Source organism: Enterobacter cloacae complex sp. AR_0002 (assembly GCF_001922365.1).
Taxonomy (GTDB): domain Bacteria; phylum Pseudomonadota; class Gammaproteobacteria; order Enterobacterales; family Enterobacteriaceae; genus Enterobacter; species Enterobacter hormaechei_C.
Genome location: NZ_CP018814.1, coordinates 3210335 through 3233988, shown reverse-complemented (window position 1 = coordinate 3233988; position 23654 = coordinate 3210335). Strand labels below are relative to the sequence as shown.

The following is a 23654-nucleotide window of genomic DNA, read 5'->3' as shown; positions in this document are numbered from 1 at the left end:
TTATGCATATCATCGTGAACAGCCTGCGCTACGCTTTGTGGCTTGTGTTCTGTTTATTCCGTCATGCCGTTTTCGTGCCTGCCGCTTTCGGCGGTGTCTGCCTGCTCGCCTGGCTTGTTTTCGGCCATCCGGTCAGTGACCTGAACGACCAGTTGCAGAAGGAGGCAACGGCATGGCGCACCGCGCCGCCCGGACATTACATGTGGGAGGAATGCCCGGTGCCTGATAATGCGGCTCCGCCTGAGGCAAAGCCGGCAGCCTGTACCGTCACTGCCGTCTCCACAGAAACCGCGGCGAACAATTACCTGCTGTCATTGCGGGCCGTATGGATCATTTTTTTCATCCTGTCGAATGTTCTGTATGTGCTCTGGCGCTTACTGGCGGATGCCCTGCGTTACCACTCCCTTTCCTGCAGGGAAGCCGGTGCCGGGAGGGTAACGTATATCCGTATGGCCGACGGTAAAATTATAAAGGAGGCAGACGATGAGTAACCGTTACGTCATTGAGGCCCTGCTGCGTCCGGCCGTTGAGCTGAATACCGCCGTGGTATCGGGCATGGCGGCGTATGTCTGTGTGCAGGCACCCTGGGCTGTCGCTCTGGCTCCGTCTGTCAGCTATGTCACCGCAGCCGGGTTTGCGGCGCTGGCCGTCACCCGCACGCATCAGGGGATGAAGATTATTCGCTACCGCCGGAATCTCCGCCGCCTGCCGCGCTATGTCATGAGTACTAAACAGATCCCCGTCAGTCATCGTCGCCTGTTTCTAGGCCGGGGGTTCCGCTGGACGCAGAAACACACCCAGCGGCTGCAGGATACGCTGCGCCCTGAAGTGGCCCGTTACCTGCAGCCAAACCGCTTTTACCTGGGGGCGCGTCAGCTCGAAATGATGACAGAGCACCGTCTGCCCTGGCTGGGCAAGCTGCTGAGTGCCGATACGCCGCTGAACCCGGTGCGGCCGTTACCACCGGTGGGCGGCAATCCGGCGCTGCACGGCATCGAGCCCGACGAAAAAGACGTCACCCTGGCTCTGGGGGAGCGCGTTGGCCATACGGTGGTGTACGGCACCACGCGCGTCGGGAAGACCCGGCTGGCAGAGCTGCTGGTCACCCAGGACATCCGGCGGGGTGAAGTCACCATCGTGTTTGATCCGAAAGGCGACGCAGATCTGATGAAACGCGTCTGGGCAGAGGCCCACCGGGCCGGACGCGGGGACGAGCTGTATATTTTTCATCTTGGCTGGCCTGAAATTTCAGCCCGTTATAATGCCGTCGGGCGTTTTGGTCGCGTGTCAGAGGTGGCGTCCCGCGTGGCCGGTCAGCTGTCGGGTGAGGGGAACAGCGCGGCATTCCGCGAATTTGCCTGGCGGTTCGTCAACATCATCGCCCGTGCGCTGGTCGCCCTGGGTGAGCGCCCTGACTACACGCTGATCATGCGCTACGTGAACAATATCGCCGATCTCTATATCCGCTATGCGGAAAAAATCATCCAGGCGCAGCTGCCGGCTCTGCAGACGCAGATTGAGAATAATCAGCAGGTGCTGGGAGAGGACGACGTGCCCCGTAACATGCAGGGTCAGCCGGATGCCTTACGTATCTGGGCCATTGAGGTTGCCCTGAGTTCAGAAGAGGGTAAAAAACTCTATGATCCCATCCTTGACGGGCTGCGGTCAGCGGTACGTTATGACCGTACTTACTTTGACAAAATCGTGGCGTCGCTGCTGCCGCTGCTGGAAAAACTGACCACCGGTAAGACCGCCGAGCTGCTGTCGCCGGATTATCAGGACATTGACGACACGCGGCCGATTTTTGACTGGGAACAGATCATCCGTAAAAAAGCCGTGGTGTATGTGGGGCTCGATGCGCTCAGTGACAGTGAAGTGGCGAGCGCGGTCGGTAACTCCATGTTCGCCGATCTGGTGAGTGTGGCCGGGCACATTTATAAACACGGTATCAATGCTGGCCTGCCGGGCGGGAAAGAAGGGAAGTCCCTGATTAACCTGCACTGCGATGAGTTTAACGAGCTGATGGGGGATGAGTTTATTCCTCTCATCAACAAAGGGGGCGGTGCCGGCATGCAGGTGACGGCCTATACCCAGACGTCTTCTGATATTGAGGCACGCATCGGGAATGCGGCCAAGACGGCCCAGGTACAGGGTAACTTTAACAACCTGATTATGCTGCGCGTCAGGGAGAACCGCACCGCCGAGCTGCTGACCACGCAGCTGCCGCAGGTGGAGATTTACACCAAAACGCTGGTCTCTGGGCACCAGGACACGGCGGATGTCAATGCAGACCAGGACTTCACCTCAAGCACCCAGGACCGCGTCGGGACGGTAAAAGTCCCGCTACTGGAGCCGGCCGATATCGTGACGCTGCCAAAAGGGCAGGCGTTTGCCCTGCTGGAAGGCGGGCAACTGTGGAAAATCCGCATGCCGCTGCCTGCCGGGGATGCTGATGATGTGCTGATGCCGGAAAGTATTGAGAAAATAGCGGAGGAGATGCGGCGCAGCTATCACAGCGGCGAATCCTGGTGGCGGGACGGTCCGGCCCTGAACGTGCCGGTCACAGGAGGGGCGAATGGCTGAGGTAAAACGTCCCCCACAGCAGCAGACGCTGCCGGAACGCAAGCACGGCATTCTGTATAATCTGCTCTGGGGCTGGCCATGGGCCCTGGTGGGCGTGGTGCTGTCCTCGCTGCTGCTGAGCCTGCTGATTGAATATATCGGCATCGCCTTCTTCTGGCCGGAAGCCGGGGCGGCGCACAGTGAAGCGGTCATGAACACCGAGCTGGGGTGGCTGTCCACAGAGTTCACCCGCAGCCTGCTGCTGTCTGAACCATCGGTGACGGTTGTGCGCTGGGTGAGCACCGCGTATCAGTGGGCCTTTGTGGACAGTGGCTTCCTGGACTGGGTCCGGCAGCAGTATGCACACCAGATGCACAGTGACAATGCCGTCACCCGGGAAATCAACAGCTGGAGCGGCTGGCTTGCCGGCTACCTGCGTGAATACCTGCTGGCCACGGTATGGATCAGCATTATCACCCTGGTACGCGTCACCATCCTGGTGCTGTCCGTGCCGTTGTTTGTGCTGGTCGTGGTGGTGGCGCTGGTTGAGGGGCTGGGGCGGCGTGATCTGCGGCGGTACGGCGCGGGGTATGAAAGTTCGTTTGTCTATCATCATGCCAAGAAGCTGGTCAAACCGGCCGCTGTGGTGCCCGCCATGCTGTATCTTTCCTGGCCCACGGCAGTCTACCCCAATCTGCTGTTGTTGCCGGCGGCTGTTCTGCTGGGGATCGCCGTAACGGTGACCACTGCGTCGTTCAAGAAGTATCTTTAAATCAGGGCTGGACGGAGGCGTGCAAAACTTGTTTTGCGCGCCTGCCGTCAGCAGACAAGCCATGAAACGACCGTTACTGGCGCGTCAGTGTCAGTTATTAAATACCGTCAGTTCTGTCACTTTGAAGCTGTCTGGCTTGTTGGTTATGCTGTCGTAGGGGGCCTGTAGCTTCCATTGCTGACCCGGCTCCAGATTTTCAGCCATCGCTGCCGTATTTCCTATTACTGCCCCATTCTGAAGCAAGTTGAATTTGACAATTACAGTCTTCACAGGCCCACCTGACACGTTTGTTCCCGTGCCTTCAATTTGCTGCAAACCATTTGCTGCTGTGGCGAAATGCAGGTCTGAAAGTTGGACTTTGCCATTACCGTCGGCCGCAAGAACAGGGCCGGTAATCAGTGCAGTGATTAACGTGGCCTTCAGAACAGTCTTCATCATTTTCATTTTCCCTCTGTTTACCGTTGAGTTTTCTTAATATCACAATGAACCTTTATTTACAGCTAAACCTGCCACCGGCACAGACCTGCAATTAATTTTGAAATTCCTGTTTAGGGTTTATCGCTGACCCGACGCTCCCTCTTCCGCATCCTGTCCGCACCCCTTAATCCTTCTGGAGGTGCGTATGAACTCACATCGTCCGGCCATGCGGCGCAACCGTCGTGTCCCGGGCATCACTGGCCTGGTATTGCTGACCTTTCTGGCATCAGCTGCTGCACAGGCATCCGAGAAAGACGAGCTTGCGTCTGTTCAGCGTCAGCTGGACCAGGTTCAGGCGTCGCTTGAACGGGCCCGCGTGGCGGCTGCACAGGCCGACCCGGCTGACCGTGGCCGCTTTTTCTTTGATTACCGTCAGGCCACATCCGATCTCAACACCATCCGCAGCGGCATTGACCGCTATCTGGAGCCCTCCCGCGCGCAACCGCGTGACCCGTCTTATGTGGCCGGTAATTACCGGCGGGAGCGGCCCTGATGCCCATGACATCCGAACAAACGAACGCGTTTAAAGCCGGCTCCGGCAGTCTTGATGTGAACATCCTTCATCTGCTCTGCATCGGGGCACTGCTGGCATTTCTTTTTTTATGGGCCGCGTGGGCGCTGTCGGATGTCTGGACCGGCTGGAGTAACACCAAAGTGCGGGACGCGGCCCTGGGGCGTTTTGCCGTCCGCACCGTGCTGCTGTTGCTTGTGTGTATCTGGATGTTTGCCAGTTAACCCGATTATGAACGTTAAGTCAGGAGATGAATTCCATGCACCATTCTGAGTCTGTTGTTGCCCGCCTGCGCCGTCTCGCCAGTCGTACGCTGACCCGCGCCGGTACGCTTGCCCTCCTGGGCTGGCTCACCTGCAAACCGGCCTTTGCGGACTTGCCAAGCGTTGAAGCGCCTGAATCCGGAGGCGGAAGCGGGCTGTCCGGACAAATCAAGGGCTACCTGCAGGACGGCATTGTTATCGGGGGGCTGGTCGTGGCGGCCGTTGCCTTTATCAACGTTGCCATTGCCGCCCTGCACACCTTCACCGAAGTCCGCAATGAGAAAGCCACCTGGACCAAATTCGGGGCCATTGTGGTGGTGGGTGTGGTGCTGCTGGTTGCCGTTATCTGGCTGCTCGGCAAGTCTGCCGACATTCTGTTGTAGGAGCCTGCGACGATGCAGACCATTCGTTTTTTACCTGACCGTCTCAACAGTGAGCCCGTGGTGTTTCGCGGGTTTACCACCCATGAGATGGGGCTGGCAGCCCTTGCCGGCGCGGGTGCGGGTCTGCTCCTGTCACTGCCGTTTATCCCGCTTGCCGGCTGGGTTGTTGTTCCCACCGGCCTGCTGGTCATGCCGCTGCTGCTCGTCTGGTTCGGCGGCCGCTGGATGGCCAGGCTCAAGCGCGGTAAGCCTGAGAACTGGCTCTGGCAGCGACTGGAGACGAAAAAACGCCGGCTGGGGATGGGCAATCCGAAACTGATAGTGGATGCCCGGGGCTGGTCAGTGAAACGTAACAGGAGAGCCTCATGAGCCGTTTTCGCCATGCGGTAAAAGACCGCGACCAACATATTCAGACGCTGCGCATCGCCTGCGCCGTGCTCGCCTTTTTCCTTTTATTCACCTGTGCCGGCTGGATGCTGGCGCCCAGCAAGCTGACCGTGCATAACCCGCCGGATTTACGTACCGGCAGCACGCGGCCCTGGTGGGAAGTGCCACCCCCGACGGTCTACTCCTTTGCGTTCTACATTTTTCAGCAGCTCAATGCCTGGCCGAAAAACGGCGAGGTGGATTATTCCGCCAAAATCAATGCGCTGTCGCCGTATCTGACGCCGTCCTGTCAGGATTTCCTGAAAGCGGATGCAAAGAAACGCGGTGACGCCGGGGAGCTCACCGACCGCGTGCGCGTGGTGTATGAAGTGCCCGGTCGCGGTTACCAGTCACAGAGCGTGACCGTACAGGATCGCGATCACTGGATTGCCCGCCTGGACGTGGTGGCCGACGAATATTTCCATGCCGAGCCGGTCAAACGCGCCCTGGTACGTTACCCGCTTAAAGTGGTGCGCTGGGAAGGTGATGCGGAGCGCAACCCGTTCGGGCTGGCGCTGGACTGTTATGCCGGTGTGCCCCAGCGTCTGGAGGCGGCACCGCCTGCACCTAAACCGGAGAAGTCAGGAGTGTTTCAGTGATGAGTAAAAACCCCCACTACCGCGCCGGGCTGATGGCGCTGTCCTTCGCCCTGCTGCCCCTGGCAATGCTGGTATCACGTCCTGCCGGCGCAGATGAGCTGATGAAATGGGAGCGTATTCCGCTGCAGATCCCCCTGAAGGTGGGGCAGGAGCGGGTGGTCTTTGTGGACAAAAACGTCCGCGTCGGTTTTCCGCCGGCGCTTAACGGTAAACTCCGGGTGCAGAGCACCGGGGGAGCCGTCTACCTGAAAGCCGACAGCGCCTTTCCGCAGACGCGGGTGCAGCTGCAGGATGTGGAAAGCGGCGAGGTTCTGCTGTTTGATATCGCCGCCGGTGAAAAAGGGCCGACTGAGCCGGTGCGGCTGGTCTACAGCGGTGATGTCAGCACGCTGAGTCACGCCGGCGATGCGGCCGGTCAGCCAGGTGGTGCAGACCGGGCTGCTTCCGGATCAGGCTCATCTGCTCCCACCGGCAGCGATGATGGTACTCAGGCAAAGCGTAAAAAAATCCGCTACAGCGCCCCCATCCCGGTGCTGCTGACCCGCTATGCCGCTCAGAGCCTTTATGCTCCGGCACGTACGGTCGAGGCGGTCCCGGGTATTCATCCGGTCAATCCTCATCTGCCCCGACGTGTCAGCACGCTGTATCCCTCTGAACCATTAACGGTCACGCCGCTGGCTGGCTGGGGTGTGGCAAACCGCAGCGTGGTGGCACTCAGGCTCACGAACACCGGCAGCCGTAAGGTCGTTCTGGATCCACGCTCGCTGCAGGGACAGTTTGTGTCCGCCACCTTCCAGCACCGCTGGGTCGGTCCGGCCGGCACGCCTGAAGACACCACCACGGTGTATGTGGTGACCGCCGGTCGTCCGGAGAGCGCATTCATTGCTGAGCCGTCTGCACTGCGTAAAGCGACCCGCACGGTAAAACAGGAGGCCCGCCATGCAGATTAAATCTAATGCCCTGGTGAAAATTATCGTGCCGGCCGTGGTGATTGCCGGGCTGGCCGTGGGGCTCAAAAGCTGCAAAAACGAACCGGCAGAACAATCTCAGGCAAAACAAAGCGGCGGCCCCCTGCATAATCTCTCGCCGGATGAACTGAAGGCGCTGGGTGTGGAAGGCGACACGCCGGAGGACACCCTGCGCACGCTTATCGGCCGGCTGAACGATGTGCGTGACCGCCAGAAAACGCTGGATAAGCAGAACGCGGATTTGGTGAAAGAAAACGAGCGGTTGCGCCGACGCAATCAGGACGTTTCAGGACAGGTGAATGAGGCCGTTAATGGTCTGCGCGAGCAGTACGACAAGCGGCAGGCGCAGCTTCAGAACGAACAACTGAGCCTGACGGCGAAAATCCAGGAGCTGACCGACAAACTCAAAAAGCCTGACACCGAGAAAAAAACGGCGGACAGCGATATCCCGCTGGGGCTGGGCCTGGACGGCATGGGCAGCAGCACCGGGGGGAGCGCTTCTCAGGGCAGCGACGGCATGATGTGGGTCGCGCCGACGGACCAGAAAGAGACGGACCCGCGGGATGCGGCCAGCGGCAAGGCATCACCTCAGTTCCCGACTTCTTTTCTGGGTGAAAATGAGCTGACCCGCCAGAAAGCGGCCTATGAGGAGAAAGTGAAGGGCCGTACGAATGAAAAAGGGGCGGAAGAGAGCGCCGAGCCGGTTTACACGCTACCGGAAAATTCCACGCTGGTCGGCAGCCGCGCCATGACGGCACTGCTTGGCCGGGTGCCCATCAACGGCACCGTGACCGATCCTTATCCGTTCAAGGTGCTTATCGGTAAGGATAACCTGACGGCGAACGGCATCGAGTTACCGGACGTCGAAGGGGCGATTGTTTCGGGGACGGCCAGCGGCGACTGGACGCTGTCCTGCGTGCGCGGGCAGGTTAACAGCGTCACCTTTGTTTTTTCCGACGGTACGGTGCGCACCCTCCCCAGACCCGACACCAGTAACAACGCCGGCGGGCAAAATAATAACGCTCAGGCTAAACAGGATACCGGCACCAGTGGCGGTATCGGCTGGATCTCGGATGAAAACGGGATCCCGTGCATTGGCGGCGAACGTAAGTCCAACGCCTCCACCTACCTGCCCACCATCTTTGGCCTGTCGGCTGCCGGTGCGGCCGGTGAAGCGATGAGCCAGGGACAGTACACCACGCAGAACAACGTGAATGGCATTTCCGCCACCATGACCGGCGACGCCGGACAGGCGGCGCTGGGGAAAGCCATTTCCGGCGGCATGTCTGAAACCACCGACTGGATCAAACAGCGTTACGGGATGACGTTTGATGCCATTTATGTGCCGCCCGGTGCCCGTCTCGCCGTGCATATCACCCGTCAGCTGGCCATTGATTATGAAGATAAGGGCCGTAAGGTGCGCTACGACTTCACCCTGCCGGGTGGCGTCAGTGACAACGGCGGACTGGACTGAGTACACGGCCATGGCGGGACAGATAACGTTTTTCCCTCTTTCATCCGTGTGCTGGACGTTCAGCGACGGGGCAGGCTGGCATATTGACGTGATCCCTGCGTCTTCTGCGGTTCTGTTGCTGCGACCCGTAGCGCTGTTGCCTGCCGGCGCACCTTTACTGCGCTGGCGCGATGGCCAGCTTTTACTGGATATCGGCAGGTTCTCCCTGCCGCTCAGTGCCCGGGAGTGTGCCGTTTCGTGGCGCAGCCCGAAAATCCCGCGCCGGCTTTACTGCCCGCGTATGACATTACGGGAGCTGGGGCACCTGCTGAATGTCAGTGCGTTCGTTTTTATCTGCGGCGGTTACGATCCGGCCGCCTCACAAAGGAGATACCGGTAATGTACAGAACGGTTTTCATTCTGGCCCTGAGCTGTGTAATGCTCAGCGGCTGCTCAACCTCCAAAGAGGAAATGCTGCCGGCGGGCGATAACTCCATGCTTGAACTGTGGAACGGGGCGGATGGCGGCGGCAGTACTTCCCGCCAGTCTGCGGCGGCCCGCGACACGCTGCGACGCCCGCTGACGGGCAGCGAAACGCAGGCGGACGCGCAGGCCGACCGCAGCTACAGCCGTACTCAGGAAAGCGAAATCACCCAGCAGTTTCCCCGGCTGCCCAACCCCGACATGGTGATGTACCTGTATCCCCATCTGGCAGACGGTAACACGCCGGTGCCGGGTTACAGCACCGTGTTCCCGTTCTACAGCCAGACGCAGTATGCCATGCCTGGCGAGCGTACGGAGGCCCTGTAATGCTTTCACTGTTTACGCGTACTAAATCCACCGACCGGCAGACGCCGGTTGATGACGGCCAGTCCGTTCAGGCAGATGAAACCCTGACCGCAGCCGTGAAGGGCCGGCAACCCCTGAAGCGCCCCGGGAAAATGACGCGCCAGGATGAGGAGAAGGTTTATCACGCCAGTCCGTCCATCATTGACTTTTTGCCCTGGGCAGAATTTCTCGATGAAGAGCAGTGTCTCCTGCTCGATGACGGCGTGTCGGTGGGGGCCGTTTATGATGTGACACCGGTGGCGACCGAAGGGCGAACCGAAGAGCGCCTGGAGCAGATCCGGGACTCGGTTGAGGATGCACTTCAGGACAGCTTTGATGAACATGACGTGAATCCCTGGGTCGTGCAGTTCTTCTGCCAGGACGAGGACGACACTGACGCGTACCTGGACAGGCTGCGCGGGTATGTCAAACCACATGCACAGCGCACGGCGTTTACCGACGCCTGGCTGGGTGAAATGGAGCGCCATATCCGCAGTATCTCCCGGCCTGAGGGACTTTTTACTGACTCGCTGATTACCGGCCAGCCGTGGCGCGGGCAGCAGCGCCGCACCCGGATGGTTGTTTATCGCTGGCTTGGTAAAAGCCGGGATCCGATGCCGCCGGTGGCGATGCTCAATCAGGTGTGCGACCGGGTCGTTAATGCCCTGGGCGGGGCGGGGATCCGCTGCACCCGGCAGAACGGCCTGCAGGTGCATGGCTGGCTGCTGCGGCTGTTCAATCCGTCACCGGACTGGGTGGAGAAAACCACGCTCTATCGGCAGGCTGCTTACGCAGACCCGCGGGAGACACCTGAAGGCACCGTGCCGGTCAGCAATGATTTTGCCGAAACCCTGTGGTTCACGCCGCCGGTTTCAGACCCGGAAAATGGCGTGTGGTGGATTGACAACAAGCCGCACTGCGCGGTGGCGGTGGAAAAACTGCGTACACCGCCGGAGCCGGGCACCCTGACCGGCGAGAAAAGCCGGGGTGAAAAGAAAATTAATGCCCTGATGGATATGTTTCCGGAAGGGACCATGGTGTGCATGACCGTGGTGGTACAGCCCCAGGACCGGCTTGAAGAGCAGTTTAACCGGCTGTCGAAAAATGCGGTCGGTGAGAATACCGAGTCGGGCCGCGTCCGCCAGGATGTGAAGACGGTCAAAGAGTATCTGGGCAACCGGCACAAGCTGTACCGGGCGGGGATCACCTTCCTGCTGCGCGGCGACGACATGACCAGCCTGAAGCGCAAGCGGCTGGAGCTGTCCACCGTATTGCTAGGGGCCGGTCTGCAGCCGGTACGGCCGGAGTTTGAAGAAGGTCCGCTGAACAGCTGGCTGCGGGCGCTGCCGATGTGCTTTAACCCGGACAGCGACAAAAAACACTGGTATACCCGTCTGACATGGGTTCAGCACCTGGCAGGACTTTTGCCGGTAACCGGGCGGGAAACCGGCACGGGGCATCCCGGCTTCAGCTTTTTCAACCGCGGCGGGGATACCCTTACATTCGATCCGCTCAACAAGCTCGACCGCACCCAGAACGCGCATCTGCTGTTGTTCGGCCCGACCGGGGCGGGCAAGTCGGCCACGCTGTGTGCCGCGCTCTCCCAGCTGATGGCCGTCCACCGTCCGCGGCTGTTTATTGCGGAGGCCGGCAACTCGTTCGGCCTGCTGGCCGACTTCTTTGACAGCCTCGGGCTGACGGTGAATAAAATCAGCGTCAAACCCGGAAGCGGCGTCAGTCTGCCGCCGTTTGCTGATGCTCACAAACTGGTGGAAGAAGGCCTGGCCGCCCAGGCCGTGGATGAGAGCGACCTGCCTGATATCGACACGGACGACGATGGCGAGGATGACAAGCGTGACGTTCTCGGTGAAATGGAAATCTCCGCGCGCATGATGATCACCGGCGGCGACCCGAAAGAAGAGGCTGACCTTAAGCGTGCCGACAGGGCGATGATACGTGAGGCGCTGCTGATGGCGGCGCATGCCACGTATAAGGAAGGGCGGCAGATGCTGCCGTCTGACCTGCAGCAGGCGCTGTATGACATTGCCTCTGACAACGATGAGGGCGTCATCAATGTCCGCAATGCCCAGCGCAAGGCGAAAGCGGCGGAAATGGCGGAATCCCTGGGCATGTTTACCCAGGCCGGGAGCTTTGAAGCGGAGCTGTTCAACCGCGAAGGGGAGCTGTGGCCGGAAGCGGACGTGACGCTGGTCGACCTGGGGCATCTGGCGCGGGAGGGCTACGAGGCGCAGATGGCCCTGACCATGGTCTCGATGACCAACATGATTAATAACATCGCGGAGCGTGACCAGTTCCTGGGCCGGGATATTGTCTTCACGGTGGATGAGGCGCATATCGTGACGGTCAACCCGCTGCTGTCGCCCTACATGACGAAGGTGGTCAAGATGTGGCGTAAGCTCGGTGCCTGGCTGTGGCTGGCCACCCAGAACCTTAAGGACTACCCGGATATTGCCGAAAAAATGCTGAACATGGCGGAATGGTGGATTTGTCTGACCATGCCCCCGGAGGAGGTCAAAGATATCAGCCGTTTCCGCGCGCTCACGCCGGAGCAGGAATCGGTGCTGCTTTCCGCCAGTAAACTGTCGGGGTGTTATACGGAAGGCGTGGTGCTGGCGAAACGGATCGAAGCGCTGTTTCGTGCCGTGCCGCCCAGTCTCTTCCTGGCACTGGGCATGACGGAAAAAGAAGAGAAAGCCGAACGCCGGGCGCTGATGAATGAATTTCACTGCAGCGAACTGGAGGCGGCAAAACGCGTCGCGCAGAATCTGGACCGTCTGCGCGGTCTGACGGAAAAACAACAGGAGCCTGCCACGGTATGATGACACTGAAGTACCCTGAACCCGCCATTTATGAGCACAGTGGCGGTGCGCTATTCACACTGTCGCCTCAGGGGGAGCCCGGCGTGCTCCCGGCGACACATCAGCACCTTGTGAGGCTGCGGGCGATGCTCAGGCAGCGCCTGACCGGGCCGGTCAAAATGACGTGTCACCCGCACCGGGTGGGACTCAGCAGCAGCGTGGCCATCTATCTTGAGGGAAAGCTGAAGCAGGCGGTGAACATCCTTATCACCGTGACGGGGCAGACAAGCTGGCCGCAGGAAGAGGAGTATGCGCATCCCCGCTGGTATATCACGGTGCCGGATTCGGCCGACTTGGTGTATCTGATGCTGTGGATTAACGGGCTTGAAGTGTAACTCCAGACTTGCCTTCACCAGGGGCATGATAATAAAAATTACTTAATGCTTTTTTGATACCGGCCGCTGGGGCCGGTTTTTTTATCATCTTATTTTATAGAAAACACACGAGTTATCACCTACGTACATCGGTACAGATGATCTTCCACCATTTGTCCGCTCAAATATCTTGTTTAGTACCTTTAGATCTTCGTCCTTAATAGTTTCATAATCGAGATTCGTATATATAGCTAATTCGGACGTTGAGCATATGCGTCGGGCATTTTCAAACATTCCCCATGCGTTTAACGCGTTGCAAGTTATCGGGCTTATCGCTCTTATTATTTTTTCTATAAGGTTAATTTTTTCCCTTATTGACTCGATGGCCGTTTGAGCGTCGACTGTTTTAGATTTTATCCAGATGCAATCATGATGAAAAAGTCTGTTTCTATAATCACGAATTTCTTTTAGCATGTTAATTAGTTTGCGGCGTGCTTCAATAGGTTTGTTATCGATTAAATTTAATCGCCTGAAGGCTTTTGAAAGAGAAAGGGGCCAAAGATAATCATTTTTTTCAGAATTATCATCTGTATGAAGTGCCTCTAACAGGACTGACTCCCATGTTGAGAATGTTGTTGTGGCGATAATATCATCATGATCAAATGCCGGAGGTTGTGTGGTTACCAAGTTTGAGCTAGCCAGTCCTAGACGCGCAGCTTCTTTTTCTTTCCATCTTTTTTTGAGAGTGGATTCCGCCTCTCTAATGCAGTTTATAAACTTGCTGTGATTATCTTTTGTAGTGTCATATTTAATCTTATCCCACCACTTATCTTGGAATCGCTGCCTGGCCGCTTTATCAATTGAGTTTCTCAAAACCAATTCAAGTTGTTGCATTAAGGGGTACAGGGAAGCTGCTGCATTCTGTAGCCAGAGGCTAAACCCATACGTTTCTAATCCGGGCTGGACGTTGAAAGTACCTTGAACAGCCCCTAGCCTTGCCGTTGAGAGCAAGGAAAGGATTGGCGTATAATCCTGTATGCTTTTAGGCATAGTATCTCCTGATGCTTTAGCCATTATTACTGGGCATTTTTCATGCTTCACAAGCTAGTTGACGACTCCGTCATCATAAGCTAATCTATAAGCACAACGTTAGCCAGTGTCGAATCTTCCCCCATGTTTCATGGGTTCTAGTGAAAGCACATTAGGCAAAAGTATTGAAAGACCCCGGCTCTGCTGGGGTTTTTCGCATCTGAACTTGGCTATATTTTCAGCTCACCAACAATGTTAGTTTGCTCTTGCAAGTAAATTTCTATGATTTGAAGTGCTGAGATGTGCGCTTTGTGGACTCTTGAATCCCCACAACCACACTCCATTGTATGCTGTTCCCTTGCCCATAAACCATTTTCATCCTTTCGGTAAAACCATCCTCTAACAAACCCAACTCGGGTCATATCCATACCTGGATGTTCAACCATAAGTTCGCTTACCTCAAATAAATTGGCACCACGGGATATAACACCAATTCCTTTTTGATAAAGAGATAAGTGTCCCATATTTACGTGTTGGATAAGATCGTCTATCTCGAATGCAACTGAACCTTTAATATTTATCAGATCTTCAATTCTAGAAAAGTGTAATGTAGCGTTTTCATCAGACTCACCATATAGAGCCTCCTCAGGTACGTTAATTATGACACAGCCGTTAGGGTCGCCATCAATTGAATTAAAGGTTTGTGATATTTTGGTACCCCGAAAAAATGCAGCTTGAGGCCATGACCTGCCCCCACGATTAGATACAACACTCAGTTAGTAACGTCGGAATCTTCATTCTCAGAATGACCCTTTCTCCAGCCCGCTGCAAATTCAGACGGTGTCTGATAATTCAGCGTGGAGTGCGGGCGGCATTCGTTATAATCCTGCCGCCAGTCATTAATAATTTTCCTGGCATGAACGATATCGCTGAACCAGTGCTCATTCAAACATTCATCGCGAAATCGTCCGTTAAAGCTCTCAATAAATCCGTTCTGCGTTGGCTTGCCCGGCTGGATTAAGCGCAACTCAACACCATGCTCAAAGGCCCATTGATCCAGTGCACGGCAAGTGAACTCCGGCCCCAGGTCAGTTCTTATCGTCGCCGGATAGCCTCGAAACAGTGCAATGCTGTCCAGAATACGCGTGACCTGAACGCCTGAAATCCCAAAGGCAACAGTGACCGTCAGGCATTCCTTTGTGAAATCATCGACGCAGGTAAGACACTTGATCCTGCGACCGGTGGAAAGTGCGTCCATGACGAAATCCATCGACCAGGTCAGATTGGGCGCCGCCGGACGGAGCAGCGGCAGACGTTCTGTTGCCAGCCCTTTACGACGTCTTCTGCGTTTTACGCCCAGGCCACTGAGGTGATAAAGCCGGTACACGCGCTTATGATTAACATGAAGCCCTTCACGGCGCAGCAACTGCCAAATACGACGGTAGCCAAAACGCCTGCGCTCCAGTGCCAGCTCAGTGATGCGCCCTGATAAATGCGCATCAGCAGCCGGACGGTGAGCCTCATAGCGGCAGGTCGACAGGGATAAACCTGTAAGCCTGCAGGCACGACGTTGCGACAGACCGGTCGCATCACACATCAACATCACGGCTTCCCGCTTCTGGTCTGTCGTCAGTACTTTCGCCCAAGAGCCACCTGAAGCGCCTCTTTATCCAGCATGGCTTCGGCAAGCAGCTTCTTGAGTCTGGTGTTCTCTTCCTCAAGCGACTTCAGGCGCTTAACTTCAGGCACCTCCATACCGCCATACTTCTTACGCCAGGTGTAAAACGTGGCATCGGAAATGGCATGCTTGCGGCAGAGTTCACGGGCGGGTACCCCAGCTTCGGCTTCGCGGAGAATACTGATGATCTGTTCGTCGGAAAAACGCTTCTTCATGGGGATGTCCTCATGTGGCTTATGAAGACATTACTAACATCGGGGTGTACTAATCAACGGGGAGCAGGTCAGCCATGCAATCTTAACATAGCTCTCATGATACTCTGGTAATTCAAGGGCCCTATGAAACGCAGGGATGGGGAATGATTTATCTTTTACGTCAGCTAATTCTCTCCAAGGTAATCCGAGTAACATCCTTAGAATAGGATCGTCCGTTATAGGAGGGAAAAGGTCACTTGTTGTATCAAAGCCATTCTTTGAAGAGTACTTACGCAAAATCTCACTACTGCATTTAATTTCAGAGAGAAAACAATTTTGAGGGAGATCAGTTTGCTGTAGAGGTCCCACTAACCATGCCGCCTGAGCCTCCATCCTGGGATGGAAACCCTCTAACTTTAAAGAAGCTAAATCGACTAAACCAACCTGTTCTGCTGCTTTCTTATCTAGGATATAAAGATAACCCACACCCTCGCTATGAGTATATCGCGCCTTTAGCTTTCGTAACCAGACGGGTCGCTCTGCAAAGTCTTCACTCATTTCTAATGTATGCTGTTGATCATACTGATGGCTGGCGAACCACGCCCCAACAGCTGCGTTCGACGAGCAATCAATATAAAAAGAGCGCCAACCATAATGTTGGAGGAGTGCCTGTATAAATTTAAAGTCGTTAACGTGATGCCCGATAGTCGTGCTAAGAACATTTTTTGCGTAACGACTCCACTTGAGCATTTCACTAGGTATACATCCATGTCGGTCAAAAGAAGTTTTGACCGAAGGCAACCCTGGATCTCCGTATCTAGTATTTTGACCACGGAATAAGACATCAGTACCATGCTTGGAAAGTATATTCTCTAGTTCATTCAGAGAGTTGGCTGTGTATAGTTCCAAACTTTTTCTCCTTTCGAATCTAAAGCGGGCTAAAAAACACCCACTTCCTAATTAATCATCGCTTTGAAATAATAACTTTAACTAACTTCCTAAAACTTAGCTGTAGCTAACCTCTAAATTATTAGAACTGCGTTATCAATTTATTGCGGCCTTTCTGAGCCGTTGCGGGCACGCTGTCAGACGATTCAGTCTGACGGAGTTCCGATTCATGAAACTGACCTCTCTTGTTTTCCTGCCGGCTCTGCTGCCGGCATCCGTACTGGCCGGCACGGCCGTCTTCACCGACAGTCAGCATCTGCCGGCAAATCTGCCGCCGGACGTGCCGGTGGTTCTTCTTGATGGTCCTGACCGGCTGCAGGCCGACATGTTCGGGGAATTGCCTGCAGACCCGCAGCAGGCCGAGGCACAGGTCAGGCAGGCTATGACGTCTCCTGCCTGGCAACAAAAACAGCTGCAACTAAACGATTCCTATCGCCAGGTGGTCCGGGCCTGGGAACTGGGCATTAAAAAAGTGCCGGCCGTGGTGTTTGATGACCGCGATGTGGTGTACGGCACCACGGATGTGGCCGTGGCCACATCCCTGCGTAACCGGGGAGGTGGTCAGTGAATACAACACCTTCCCGCATCAGAACCACGGTGTGCTCGCTGGCGGTTGCCACTTTACTGGGTACGGCAACCGCGCCAGCTGCTGTTGCAGCACTTAACACGGCGCAGATTATTGCCAGCGCCGTGTCGCAAAACTGTATCAGCTGGCGTGTCAGTGGCATCTGTTACTGGCTGTTCTGCACCCCCTTTGGCTGCAAGGTGCGCACGTCGGTCAAAGTCACCCACTTTATTCCTCAGGCAGTCGTTTCAACCTATGTCGCGCCGGGCGGCAACCCGTGGCAGGAAATGGCGTTTGTCAGCCAGACCGCCGGCGGGCTGGAGAGTGCCGTGACCCGCGGGCTTTCCGGTGTTTCTGCCGGAGGAGCCAATCCGGCCGACATGAAAAATCCCGGCCAGCGCAAGTCCGCCGTGCGTTTCAAGTATGCCGATGCGATTGGCCACCCGGCCACCTCCCTGATTGGCGGCAGTATTCCGGGCTATTCCTGTGATACCGCAGCCACCCCGTTAATGCCTTACTTCCTGAGTACGCTGGATTCGGCGGCCTGGCGCACGGGCGTACCGGAATCCCTGTATCCGGAAGCGCTTGTACCCGGCCAGCGGGAAATCGGCAGTCAGGCAGCAGCCAACATGTGGGGCAACATCTATCCCCGTTCGGGGTTTATCAGCCAGACCGATGATGACAAAGCCTCTGCCGTGGTGGCGCAGCGTGTGGCAGACATTATCACCCGCGCCGGGCAGCCCCATGTTTATCAGGTGCTCCGGGGCAACCGCCATGACGGGTACTGGCCACCGGGCGAGGTCACGGAAAACACCGGCACGCGCAATCACAAATGGCAGCGGCTGGCTCCCCACATGACACAGTCATGTGCCGTATTCCCGGACGGGAGCTATACCGCCGCGAGCGATAACAACGAAGCCTTTGCGCTCTGGCAGCCCTACAGCTGCTGCAAAAAGCGCGGGCAGAAATTTCTGGGCAGCACAGATATCTGATGAGGAAAACCGTGAAAAAAACACCTTCATTTTCAGCCGTTCGCGTAAGCCTGCTGCTGACCGGCTCCCTGCTGACCGTTCTCCCGGCCGCGCACGCGGCCGATGATGACAATACCATCCTGGGCATGTCCCTGCCGCAGGTGAACAACAGCGCCATCGGTTACGGCAAGTCCGTCGATGGTGCGGTGTCGGACAAACTGTTCTACACCCTCGGGGGCGGGTCGGTCATTTCCCAGCCGGCCACGCGCGGCAATATGCAGAAGCTGGGGCTGAATACTGGCTGGAGCAGTGACCTGATGTGCGGCAATTTCGACCTGAAAACCACCGTCGGCAACCAGCTCAACGGCGTCACATCCGGCTTTAAAAACCTGATGGGCGACGTGATTCAGGGGGCCACCGGCGCGGTGGCCAGTCTGCCGGCGATGGTCATTCAGCGGGCCAACCCCGGTCTGTACGACATGCTCACCAACGGCGTTCTTCAGGCCAATGTGTCATTCGACAAGGCGCAGCTTAACTGCCAGAACATGGCGAAAAAGATGATGGACTTCAGCGACAGCAGTAACTGGACGCAGCAGGCCATGATGGATGAATACAAGTCTGTTGTGAACAGCGGAGATACTGACGCGGTTCGTGCAGATGAGGCGGGGCGGAAAGTCACCGGCACGTCGGGCAACAACTGGATTGGTGGTCAGAAACGTGGGGGGCGGGGCAGCCCGCCATCCGTGTCACCCATGACCTTGTCGCTGCCGGCTACAACATGATGAACGGTTTACCTGTCACCGCTAATTCGACTGTCGGCGAAAGCAGCTGTAACGGTGGCGCATGCTCTAAATTCGGCAGTGCTGAAGAGGCGGCGGCCATGACCGTGAAGGTACTGGGCGATCGCTCGATGCGCACCTGTGCCAACGCGAGCGAATGTACCAGCGGTGATGCGGATGACCAGCCCGGTACGACCGTTGCCGGCACCGGCTTTGCCCCACTGCTGGAAGAGGCAACTAAAGCCAACGCTGAGCAGCTGGTCAGGCTCGTCAACGGTACGGAAAAGCCCACGGCCGCGAATCTGGCTAAGCTGAAAACCGGCGGACTGCCGGTGACGGCCGGCGTGATTAAAGCCCTGCAGCGTGATCCGGATAACGCGGCCCTGACCGCCCGTCTTGCCGGCGAGCTGGCCATGTCTGACACGGTGGAAACGGCGCTGCTGATGCGTCGCATGATGGTTACCGGTATGTCGGAGCCGAATGCCGCTGCCCAGCCAAAGGCCATTGATACCGCCGGTCAGCGTATCGAGGCGCTGGATCGGGAAATCGCGGCGCTGAAAAACGAGATGGAGATGAAGCGTGAACTGTCACGTAATTCAGTGCTGACCATTATCGACAGGGAGAATCAGCGCGTCGAAACCAACCCGCAGACCCAGTCAGATGACAATACCGACAGTCGCTTCAACCAGATGGCAGCGCCGCAGTCGGCTGAATGAGGGAATAAGGATGCGTAATAAAACGACTGTCAGGAAAGTCCTGACCCGTGCCGGCATCTTCCTCGCCTGCATGGCGCTGTTCATGGTGGTCTCACTGATGATGGCTGACACCGCCATGAAACATCCGACTGAAGCTGCTGCATTCCGGAGCTGGATGCAGTCGACGCGTTACGGCTGGCTGATGTGGCGACTGGCGCTATATGCGCTGGTTGCGTGGGGCCTCTGGAAAATCCGGCATGCGCCGGGCTTCCGGGAGGCATACCGGCGGCCGCTGCTGCGCATCAGCGTGGTCAGTGTGCTTTTTATCGCGTTGTGTGAGTACGCGATGTTTACCGGTCCGGGAGTCTGAAGATGACGACAAACAGCTATCTTGAGTATTTTCTCACGCTGCTCGGCTGGGTGATCAATAACGGTCTGTGGAATGTCCTGCTGAGCACCGGCCTTTTTGTCCTTCCGCTGGCGTTTAAGGTGGTGGGTATCTGGCTCAGGGTCCGTGAAGAGGGGGAGGATGAAGGCAACAAGGGGATGCTGTCGCTGCCCCGTATCGAGAACGCGCTGTATGCCGGCTTCCTGGTGATGATTGCCTGCTGCGTACCGCTGATTAATGTCAGCCTCAGTACGATGCAGTACGACACAACCCGGGCAAAGAGCTGTGGTGTGTGGACGCCCAAAGCGCCGGATGAAAGCGGCTATGCCGGCGTGGTCACCAGTCTCAACGACCAGACGGCTGCAGCACCGGTATGGTGGGTGCTGATTCATAAACTCTCAAAAGGGGTAACCCAGGCGGCCGTGGCGACCATTCCCTGCCGCCCTGACATGCGCCAGATCCGCTTTGAAGTGCAGCATACGCGTATCGACAACAAAGCGCTGGCGCAGGAGCTGCAGGACTTCACCAACGACTGCTATTCGGTTGCGTTGTATCTGTGGAAGCAACAGGATCAGGGCCAGACAAAGGACAAAACCACGCTGCGTGATATCGAATGGATTGGCAGCAGTACATTCCTGAGCCGGTATTATCCTTCGTTGCAGTCCAAACTGCCCCGGGCTGCGTTCCCATGGTCTGACAGCCGGGACAGCGGTCGACCCAATACCGGAAGAGGAGGCTATCCCACCTGCAGCGAATGGTGGAGCAGTGCGGATACCGGTCTGAAAGCCCGCGTGAAGGACCAGGCTGACCCGGATATGTGGCTGCGTATCTCGGCCGCCATGAAAATGTCAGGCTTTAACGACAGTGACTATCAGGAAGCTGTCATACGGCGCCTGGTCAGCCCGGAGAGCCTGACGGTCTCACAGAGTGGCCATGTGTATGCCGGCTATGGCGGCAACGCCGATTTTACCCTGGATAATGCAGCGGCACGCGTGGCGGCTATTGGCGGGACATCTCTCGGCAGTCTGGCGGCATTCCCGGCGTTCGATGCGATGCGACAGGCGCTGCCAATGGTGCAGGCTATCCTGCTGATGGCAATATATGTCATGCTGCCGCTGATTCTGGCGTTTGCGGCTTACGAGTTCAAGACCGTTATTACGCTGACCTTTGTAATATTCGCCCTGAACTTCCTGACGTTCTGGTGGGAACTGGCGCGCTGGCTCGACAGCTGGCTGTTAACCGCGTTGTACAGTTCGGATACACACAGCCGCTTCAATATGGCGGGACTGCAGAACAGCTCAGATGACCTCATTATGAATCTGGTGATGGGAGCGATGTTTATTGTACTGCCTGCCGTTTGGCTGGGAGCTCTTTCGTGGGCAGGGGCCAGCGTGGGTGTCGCTGTTAGCGCTGCCTTTCAAAAGGGTACTGAAACTGCTCAGAATACAGGCGGGAAACTTGGAGAAGCTGCTGGTAATGCTATCGGCAGTAAAGCAACCAAAGGGTAGTTTTACTGGCCGAGTTAATTGGGCCTAATCTTCACTCGGGGATTTGTAAGGAGCGCCATCATATTCATTATTGATGGCGCTATTCATTACAAATTCATCATGAAAATTATTTTCATCTTTCTTTTCATTAAAACTATTTATTGAAGCATCTTTAGAGCTAGATCCTATATGTGTTATGGCAGCAATAAAAGTCCATAATAAAACTGCGCTGCAGCTTATCAAGAAACCGCCTGCTATAAGTGCAACTAACGAACAAAGGACAGCTAAAAGCAGCGGTATGTGGCCTAACCACTTCGGCAGTTTGTATTGTTTAGCCAGTATGACGCAGCGCTGATCTAAACGTGTAAAAATTTTTTTGATACCCTTCCATATTGCAGCGAGACGAACACCACGTTCCCAGGCGCGTTTTTCTTGAGACTGATACATCTCCCCCTCCGAATTAGGTGAGTTCTAAAGGGACTATAGCGGATTTTTTGAGCAATTACTAATTACTGCTTCAGTACTCAGAGTTACTAATAAATTCTCTAATATCATCGGGTTAATTTTTTCAATGCGTTACGACTTGTCATCATTAAAAAAGCATCACTATACTGTGTTTATATACAGTATAATTTGAGGGGCGAGTTATGCCAATTCCTTTAGAACAGACGATGTGTTGGGATAAAAGTTCGCAGAAAAATTCAGCAAACACACCGGTTTTGATGATGGCGGCTATCTCCAGACTTACAGGTAGCAATCCATCACTGGCATGCGTTCCGTTGTTTGTTGATGGGGTTTCATGTGGTTTCCCTTCTCCAGCACAGGATTATGTCGAAAAACGTCTTTCCCTCGATGACCTTTGCATCCGCTATCCGGAAAGTACCTATCTGGTGCGAGCAGAGGGGGATTCGATGCTTAATGCCGGGATTAAAGACGGTGATTTACTAATAGTGGAGTGTATTCGTGAGGCAAAGCACGGTGACATTGTCATTGCAGCCGTAGATGGGGAGTTTACCTGTAAGAGGCTTCAGCTATTGCCATCACCAGCTCTGGTCCCGGCTAATCCAGCTTATTCTTCAATCCCCCTTACTGAGGATATAGAAACAGTGGTCTTTGGTGTGGTACGTCATCTCGTTCACTCCTTCAAATTCCGGGATGCCTGAGCATGTTTGCGCTGGTCGATGTGAATTCTTTTTATGCTTCATGCGAAACCGTTTTCAGGCCAGACCTCCGTGGCAAACCTGTGGTTGTACTATCCAATAATGATGGATGCATAATAGCCCGTTCAGCAGCTGCGAAGTCACTTGGGCTAAAAATGGGTGACCCTTGGTTCAAGGTTGGCCGCGAGGCGGAAAGAAGAGGCGTTGTTGCCTTTTCCAGTAATTACAGCCTTTATGCTGACATGTCTGACAGAGTGATGACTATTTTGCAGATGTTAGCTCCCCGCGTAGAAATATACAGTATTGATGAAGCCTTTTGCGATCTTACGGGAGTAAGTGGTCTTTTATCACTTGAGGTTTTTGGCCATCAGATACGTGAGCAGATCAGGCGCAGGACACACCTTACCGTGGGGGTGGGGATAGGCCCAACGAAAACTCTGGCTAAACTGGCCCAATATGCAAGTAAACGCTGGCCAGCTACGCGAGGAGTAGTTGACCTGAGCAATATAGGGCGACAGCGAAAGTTAATGGCCTTGGTGCCAGTCGAAGAGGTCTGGGGTATTGGCCGTCGGCTCGGTAAAAAATTGCAGTTGATGGGGATTAACAATGCACTCCAGCTGTCTGAGCTGTCTCCTTCATTTATTCGTAAGCAATTTTCAGTGGTTGTTGAACGAACAGTAAGAGAACTCAACGGCACGCCCTGCCTGGGCCTTGAAGAGTTTACAGCTCCAAAGGAGCAAATCATATGCTCCCGCTCCTTTGGAGAAAAACCTACAGATGAATTCAGCATCCATCAGGCCGTCTGCGCTCATGCCGAACGTGCAGCAGAAAAGTTACGCGCAGAGCACCAGTTTTGTAAACGAGTAGCGGTATTCATCAGTACCAGTCCCTTTGCAGAGAATGAATCGTTCTATAAAAATCAGGCTGTAACGGAGCTTGCTGTTCCGGCCCGTGATTCCCGGGATATCATCAAGGCGGCTGTAAGAGCTCTTGAAACAATATTCATCCCGGGGCATCGTTATCAACGCGCAGGTGTAATTCTCACCGATTTTCGCAGCGCGGCAGTATCACAACTTACCCTGTTCGATGACCTTCAGCCTCATCGTAATAGCGATGAATTAATGACACTCATAGACAGCATTAACAGCTCTGGTAAGGGTTCAGTCTGGTTTGCAGGGCAGGGCATTAAAAGTGATGCCACAGGCTGGAAGATGCGAAGAGAAAGACTTTCGCCCGCTTTTACAACCAGATTGGATGATATTGTCAGAGTAAGGTAATCATCTTTTTTATATTTGCTCGAAACCGCACCATTGACATTACAAACT

General features: G+C 55.6%; 26 protein-coding genes and 1 pseudogene. 21 read left to right on the top strand and 6 right to left on the bottom strand.

Annotated elements, in window-relative coordinates:
- Nucleotides 1-2 precede the first annotated feature (2 nt).
- Genes AM329_RS16035 through AM329_RS16025 form a run of 3 tightly spaced genes read left to right on the top strand, consistent with a single transcriptional unit; the run spans nucleotide 3 to nucleotide 3334 of the window.
- Nucleotides 3-491 carry a hypothetical protein gene (locus AM329_RS16035; RefSeq protein WP_032608290.1) on the top strand — a complete coding sequence of 163 codons (489 nt, stop codon included), beginning with the start codon at nucleotides 3-5 and terminating at the stop codon, nucleotides 489-491.
- Entirely contained in the window at nucleotides 484-2583 is a 2100-nt protein-coding gene (traD, locus tag AM329_RS16030; RefSeq protein WP_032608291.1) for a type IV conjugative transfer system coupling protein TraD, read from the top strand. Before AM329_RS16035 ends, traD begins: the two co-directional genes overlap by 8 nt.
- Nucleotides 2576-3334 (top strand): TIGR03747 family integrating conjugative element membrane protein, encoded by a 759-nt coding sequence (locus AM329_RS16025; protein ID WP_006785966.1) that lies wholly within the window; start codon nucleotides 2576-2578, stop codon nucleotides 3332-3334. Before traD ends, AM329_RS16025 begins: the two co-directional genes overlap by 8 nt.
- Nucleotides 3335-3424: 90 nt before the next feature.
- Here the strand turns inward: AM329_RS16025 and AM329_RS16020 are convergent, their stop codons facing one another.
- A complete protein-coding gene (locus tag AM329_RS16020) occupies nucleotides 3425-3772 on the bottom strand; it encodes an FxLYD domain-containing protein (RefSeq protein ID WP_032610154.1) in 348 nt (115 codons plus the stop codon).
- A gap of 184 nt (nucleotides 3773-3956) precedes the next feature.
- Between AM329_RS16020 and AM329_RS16015 the strand changes: the two genes are divergently transcribed.
- Genes AM329_RS16015 through AM329_RS15965 form a run of 11 tightly spaced genes read left to right on the top strand, consistent with a single transcriptional unit; the run spans nucleotide 3957 to nucleotide 12456 of the window.
- Complete coding sequence (locus AM329_RS16015; RefSeq protein WP_032608292.1) at nucleotides 3957-4304, top strand: RAQPRD family integrative conjugative element protein; 348 nt, start codon at nucleotides 3957-3959, stop codon at nucleotides 4302-4304.
- Nucleotides 4304-4546, top strand: a complete 243-nt coding sequence (locus AM329_RS16010) for a TIGR03758 family integrating conjugative element protein (RefSeq protein ID WP_003029734.1) — start codon at nucleotides 4304-4306, stop codon at nucleotides 4544-4546. Before AM329_RS16015 ends, AM329_RS16010 begins: the two co-directional genes overlap by 1 nt.
- A 35-nt stretch (nucleotides 4547-4581) precedes the next feature.
- Nucleotides 4582-4968 carry a TIGR03745 family integrating conjugative element membrane protein gene (locus AM329_RS16005; protein WP_006785968.1) on the top strand — a complete coding sequence of 129 codons (387 nt, stop codon included), beginning with the start codon at nucleotides 4582-4584 and terminating at the stop codon, nucleotides 4966-4968.
- Nucleotides 4969-4980: 12 nt separating this feature from the next.
- Complete coding sequence (locus tag AM329_RS16000; RefSeq protein WP_004115534.1) at nucleotides 4981-5337, top strand: TIGR03750 family conjugal transfer protein; 357 nt, start codon at nucleotides 4981-4983, stop codon at nucleotides 5335-5337.
- On the top strand, nucleotides 5334-5993 hold the full coding sequence (locus AM329_RS15995; protein ID WP_004115533.1) for a PFL_4703 family integrating conjugative element protein: 660 nt from the start codon (nucleotides 5334-5336) through the stop codon (nucleotides 5991-5993). Before AM329_RS16000 ends, AM329_RS15995 begins: the two co-directional genes overlap by 4 nt.
- On the top strand, nucleotides 5993-6943 hold the full coding sequence (locus AM329_RS15990) for a TIGR03749 family integrating conjugative element protein (RefSeq protein ID WP_006785972.1): 951 nt from the start codon (nucleotides 5993-5995) through the stop codon (nucleotides 6941-6943). The genes AM329_RS15995 and AM329_RS15990 overlap by 1 nt, the downstream gene beginning before the upstream one ends.
- Entirely contained in the window at nucleotides 6933-8435 is a 1503-nt protein-coding gene (locus AM329_RS15985; protein ID WP_032608294.1) for a TIGR03752 family integrating conjugative element protein, read from the top strand. The genes AM329_RS15990 and AM329_RS15985 overlap by 11 nt, the downstream gene beginning before the upstream one ends.
- 10 nt (nucleotides 8436-8445) lie before the next feature.
- Nucleotides 8446-8814, top strand: coding sequence for a hypothetical protein (locus AM329_RS15980; protein ID WP_016151320.1), 369 nt, complete (start codon nucleotides 8446-8448; stop codon nucleotides 8812-8814).
- Nucleotides 8814-9224, top strand: coding sequence for a TIGR03751 family conjugal transfer lipoprotein (locus AM329_RS15975; RefSeq protein WP_032608297.1), 411 nt, complete (start codon nucleotides 8814-8816; stop codon nucleotides 9222-9224). The genes AM329_RS15980 and AM329_RS15975 overlap by 1 nt, the downstream gene beginning before the upstream one ends.
- On the top strand, nucleotides 9224-12082 hold the full coding sequence (locus tag AM329_RS15970; RefSeq protein ID WP_032608298.1) for a conjugative transfer ATPase: 2859 nt from the start codon (nucleotides 9224-9226) through the stop codon (nucleotides 12080-12082). Before AM329_RS15975 ends, AM329_RS15970 begins: the two co-directional genes overlap by 1 nt.
- Nucleotides 12079-12456, top strand: a complete 378-nt coding sequence (locus AM329_RS15965; RefSeq protein ID WP_032608299.1) for a hypothetical protein — start codon at nucleotides 12079-12081, stop codon at nucleotides 12454-12456. Before AM329_RS15970 ends, AM329_RS15965 begins: the two co-directional genes overlap by 4 nt.
- An 84-nt stretch (nucleotides 12457-12540) precedes the next feature.
- On the opposite strand, the gene AM329_RS15960 is transcribed toward AM329_RS15965, so the two are convergent.
- The 4 genes from AM329_RS15960 to AM329_RS15940 form a co-directional block, all read right to left on the bottom strand.
- Nucleotides 12541-13485 (bottom strand): Abi family protein, encoded by a 945-nt coding sequence (locus AM329_RS15960; protein WP_032608300.1) that lies wholly within the window; start codon nucleotides 13483-13485, stop codon nucleotides 12541-12543.
- A gap of 209 nt (nucleotides 13486-13694) precedes the next feature.
- Nucleotides 13695-13988: a hypothetical protein gene (locus tag AM329_RS15955; RefSeq protein WP_127341290.1), complete on the bottom strand. Its 294-nt coding sequence runs from the start codon at nucleotides 13986-13988 to the stop codon at nucleotides 13695-13697.
- A gap of 248 nt (nucleotides 13989-14236) precedes the next feature.
- Nucleotides 14237-15357 (bottom strand): IS3-like element ISSen4 family transposase gene (locus tag AM329_RS15950; protein WP_087744867.1). Its coding sequence is split into 2 segments (ribosomal slippage): nucleotides 14237-15099 and nucleotides 15099-15357, totalling 1122 coding nucleotides; the frame shifts between segments, so codons are not numbered across the junction.
- 33 nt (nucleotides 15358-15390) lie between these two features.
- Nucleotides 15391-16245: an FRG domain-containing protein gene (locus AM329_RS15940; protein WP_071886161.1), complete on the bottom strand. Its 855-nt coding sequence runs from the start codon at nucleotides 16243-16245 to the stop codon at nucleotides 15391-15393.
- Nucleotides 16246-16453: 208 nt separating this feature from the next.
- Between AM329_RS15940 and AM329_RS15935 the strand changes: the two genes are divergently transcribed.
- From AM329_RS15935 to AM329_RS15915, 5 genes and pseudogenes are all read left to right on the top strand, one after another.
- Entirely contained in the window at nucleotides 16454-16852 is a 399-nt protein-coding gene (locus AM329_RS15935; protein ID WP_032608304.1) for a TIGR03757 family integrating conjugative element protein, read from the top strand.
- On the top strand, nucleotides 16849-17841 hold the full coding sequence (locus AM329_RS15930; RefSeq protein WP_032608305.1) for a TIGR03756 family integrating conjugative element protein: 993 nt from the start codon (nucleotides 16849-16851) through the stop codon (nucleotides 17839-17841). The genes AM329_RS15935 and AM329_RS15930 overlap by 4 nt, the downstream gene beginning before the upstream one ends.
- Nucleotides 17841-19315 (top strand): annotated as a pseudogene (locus AM329_RS15925) (integrating conjugative element protein). Before AM329_RS15930 ends, AM329_RS15925 begins: the two are co-directional and overlap by 1 nt.
- Nucleotides 19316-19325: 10 nt before the next feature.
- Nucleotides 19326-19664, top strand: coding sequence for a hypothetical protein (locus tag AM329_RS15920; protein ID WP_004115513.1), 339 nt, complete (start codon nucleotides 19326-19328; stop codon nucleotides 19662-19664).
- Nucleotides 19665-19666: 2 nt separating this feature from the next.
- Entirely contained in the window at nucleotides 19667-21190 is a 1524-nt protein-coding gene (locus AM329_RS15915; RefSeq protein WP_029593071.1) for a conjugal transfer protein TraG N-terminal domain-containing protein, read from the top strand.
- Nucleotides 21191-21214: 24 nt separating this feature from the next.
- Here the strand turns inward: AM329_RS15915 and AM329_RS15910 are convergent, their stop codons facing one another.
- Nucleotides 21215-21616, bottom strand: coding sequence for a hypothetical protein (locus AM329_RS15910; protein ID WP_004115509.1), 402 nt, complete (start codon nucleotides 21614-21616; stop codon nucleotides 21215-21217).
- A gap of 278 nt (nucleotides 21617-21894) precedes the next feature.
- On the opposite strand from AM329_RS15910, the gene umuD reads away from it, so the two are divergent.
- Both umuD and umuC read left to right on the top strand, forming a co-directional pair.
- On the top strand, nucleotides 21895-22332 hold the full coding sequence (gene umuD / locus AM329_RS15905) for a translesion error-prone DNA polymerase V autoproteolytic subunit (protein WP_044596307.1): 438 nt from the start codon (nucleotides 21895-21897) through the stop codon (nucleotides 22330-22332).
- Between the two features lie 2 nt (nucleotides 22333-22334).
- On the top strand, nucleotides 22335-23606 hold the full coding sequence (gene umuC, locus AM329_RS15900) for a translesion error-prone DNA polymerase V subunit UmuC (RefSeq protein ID WP_029591133.1): 1272 nt from the start codon (nucleotides 22335-22337) through the stop codon (nucleotides 23604-23606).
- Nucleotides 23607-23654 lie beyond the last annotated feature (48 nt).

Excerpts from the sequence above, each read along its gene's own strand:
- AM329_RS16015 (WP_032608292.1), top strand. The coding sequence starts at position 3,957 with ATGAACTCACATCGTCCGGCCATGCGGCGCAACCGTCGTGTCCCGGGC.
- AM329_RS15980 (WP_016151320.1), top strand. The coding sequence starts at position 8,446 with ATGGCGGGACAGATAACGTTTTTCCCTCTTTCATCCGTGTGCTGGACG.
- AM329_RS15920 (WP_004115513.1), top strand. The coding sequence starts at position 19,326 with ATGCGTAATAAAACGACTGTCAGGAAAGTCCTGACCCGTGCCGGCATC.
- AM329_RS15955 (WP_127341290.1), bottom strand. The coding sequence starts at position 13,988 with ATGGGACACTTATCTCTTTATCAAAAAGGAATTGGTGTTATATCCCGT.
- AM329_RS15910 (WP_004115509.1), bottom strand. The coding sequence starts at position 21,616 with ATGTATCAGTCTCAAGAAAAACGCGCCTGGGAACGTGGTGTTCGTCTC.
- umuD (WP_044596307.1), top strand. The coding sequence starts at position 21,895 with ATGGCGGCTATCTCCAGACTTACAGGTAGCAATCCATCACTGGCATGC.
- AM329_RS16020 (WP_032610154.1), bottom strand. The coding sequence starts at position 3,772 with ATGATGAAGACTGTTCTGAAGGCCACGTTAATCACTGCACTGATTACC.
- umuC (WP_029591133.1), top strand. The coding sequence starts at position 22,335 with ATGTTTGCGCTGGTCGATGTGAATTCTTTTTATGCTTCATGCGAAACC.
- AM329_RS16025 (WP_006785966.1), top strand. The coding sequence starts at position 2,576 with ATGGCTGAGGTAAAACGTCCCCCACAGCAGCAGACGCTGCCGGAACGC.
- AM329_RS16035 (WP_032608290.1), top strand. The coding sequence starts at position 3 with ATGCATATCATCGTGAACAGCCTGCGCTACGCTTTGTGGCTTGTGTTC.
- AM329_RS15965 (WP_032608299.1), top strand. The coding sequence starts at position 12,079 with ATGATGACACTGAAGTACCCTGAACCCGCCATTTATGAGCACAGTGGC.
- AM329_RS15975 (WP_032608297.1), top strand. The coding sequence starts at position 8,814 with ATGTACAGAACGGTTTTCATTCTGGCCCTGAGCTGTGTAATGCTCAGC.
- AM329_RS15995 (WP_004115533.1), top strand. The coding sequence starts at position 5,334 with ATGAGCCGTTTTCGCCATGCGGTAAAAGACCGCGACCAACATATTCAG.
- AM329_RS15990 (WP_006785972.1), top strand. The coding sequence starts at position 5,993 with ATGAGTAAAAACCCCCACTACCGCGCCGGGCTGATGGCGCTGTCCTTC.
- AM329_RS15970 (WP_032608298.1), top strand. The coding sequence starts at position 9,224 with ATGCTTTCACTGTTTACGCGTACTAAATCCACCGACCGGCAGACGCCG.
- AM329_RS16005 (WP_006785968.1), top strand. The coding sequence starts at position 4,582 with ATGCACCATTCTGAGTCTGTTGTTGCCCGCCTGCGCCGTCTCGCCAGT.
- AM329_RS16010 (WP_003029734.1), top strand. The coding sequence starts at position 4,304 with ATGCCCATGACATCCGAACAAACGAACGCGTTTAAAGCCGGCTCCGGC.
- traD (WP_032608291.1), top strand. The coding sequence starts at position 484 with ATGAGTAACCGTTACGTCATTGAGGCCCTGCTGCGTCCGGCCGTTGAG.
- AM329_RS16000 (WP_004115534.1), top strand. The coding sequence starts at position 4,981 with ATGCAGACCATTCGTTTTTTACCTGACCGTCTCAACAGTGAGCCCGTG.
- AM329_RS15935 (WP_032608304.1), top strand. The coding sequence starts at position 16,454 with ATGAAACTGACCTCTCTTGTTTTCCTGCCGGCTCTGCTGCCGGCATCC.
- AM329_RS15985 (WP_032608294.1), top strand. The coding sequence starts at position 6,933 with ATGCAGATTAAATCTAATGCCCTGGTGAAAATTATCGTGCCGGCCGTG.
- AM329_RS15915 (WP_029593071.1), top strand. The coding sequence starts at position 19,667 with ATGACGACAAACAGCTATCTTGAGTATTTTCTCACGCTGCTCGGCTGG.
- AM329_RS15960 (WP_032608300.1), bottom strand. The coding sequence starts at position 13,485 with ATGCCTAAAAGCATACAGGATTATACGCCAATCCTTTCCTTGCTCTCA.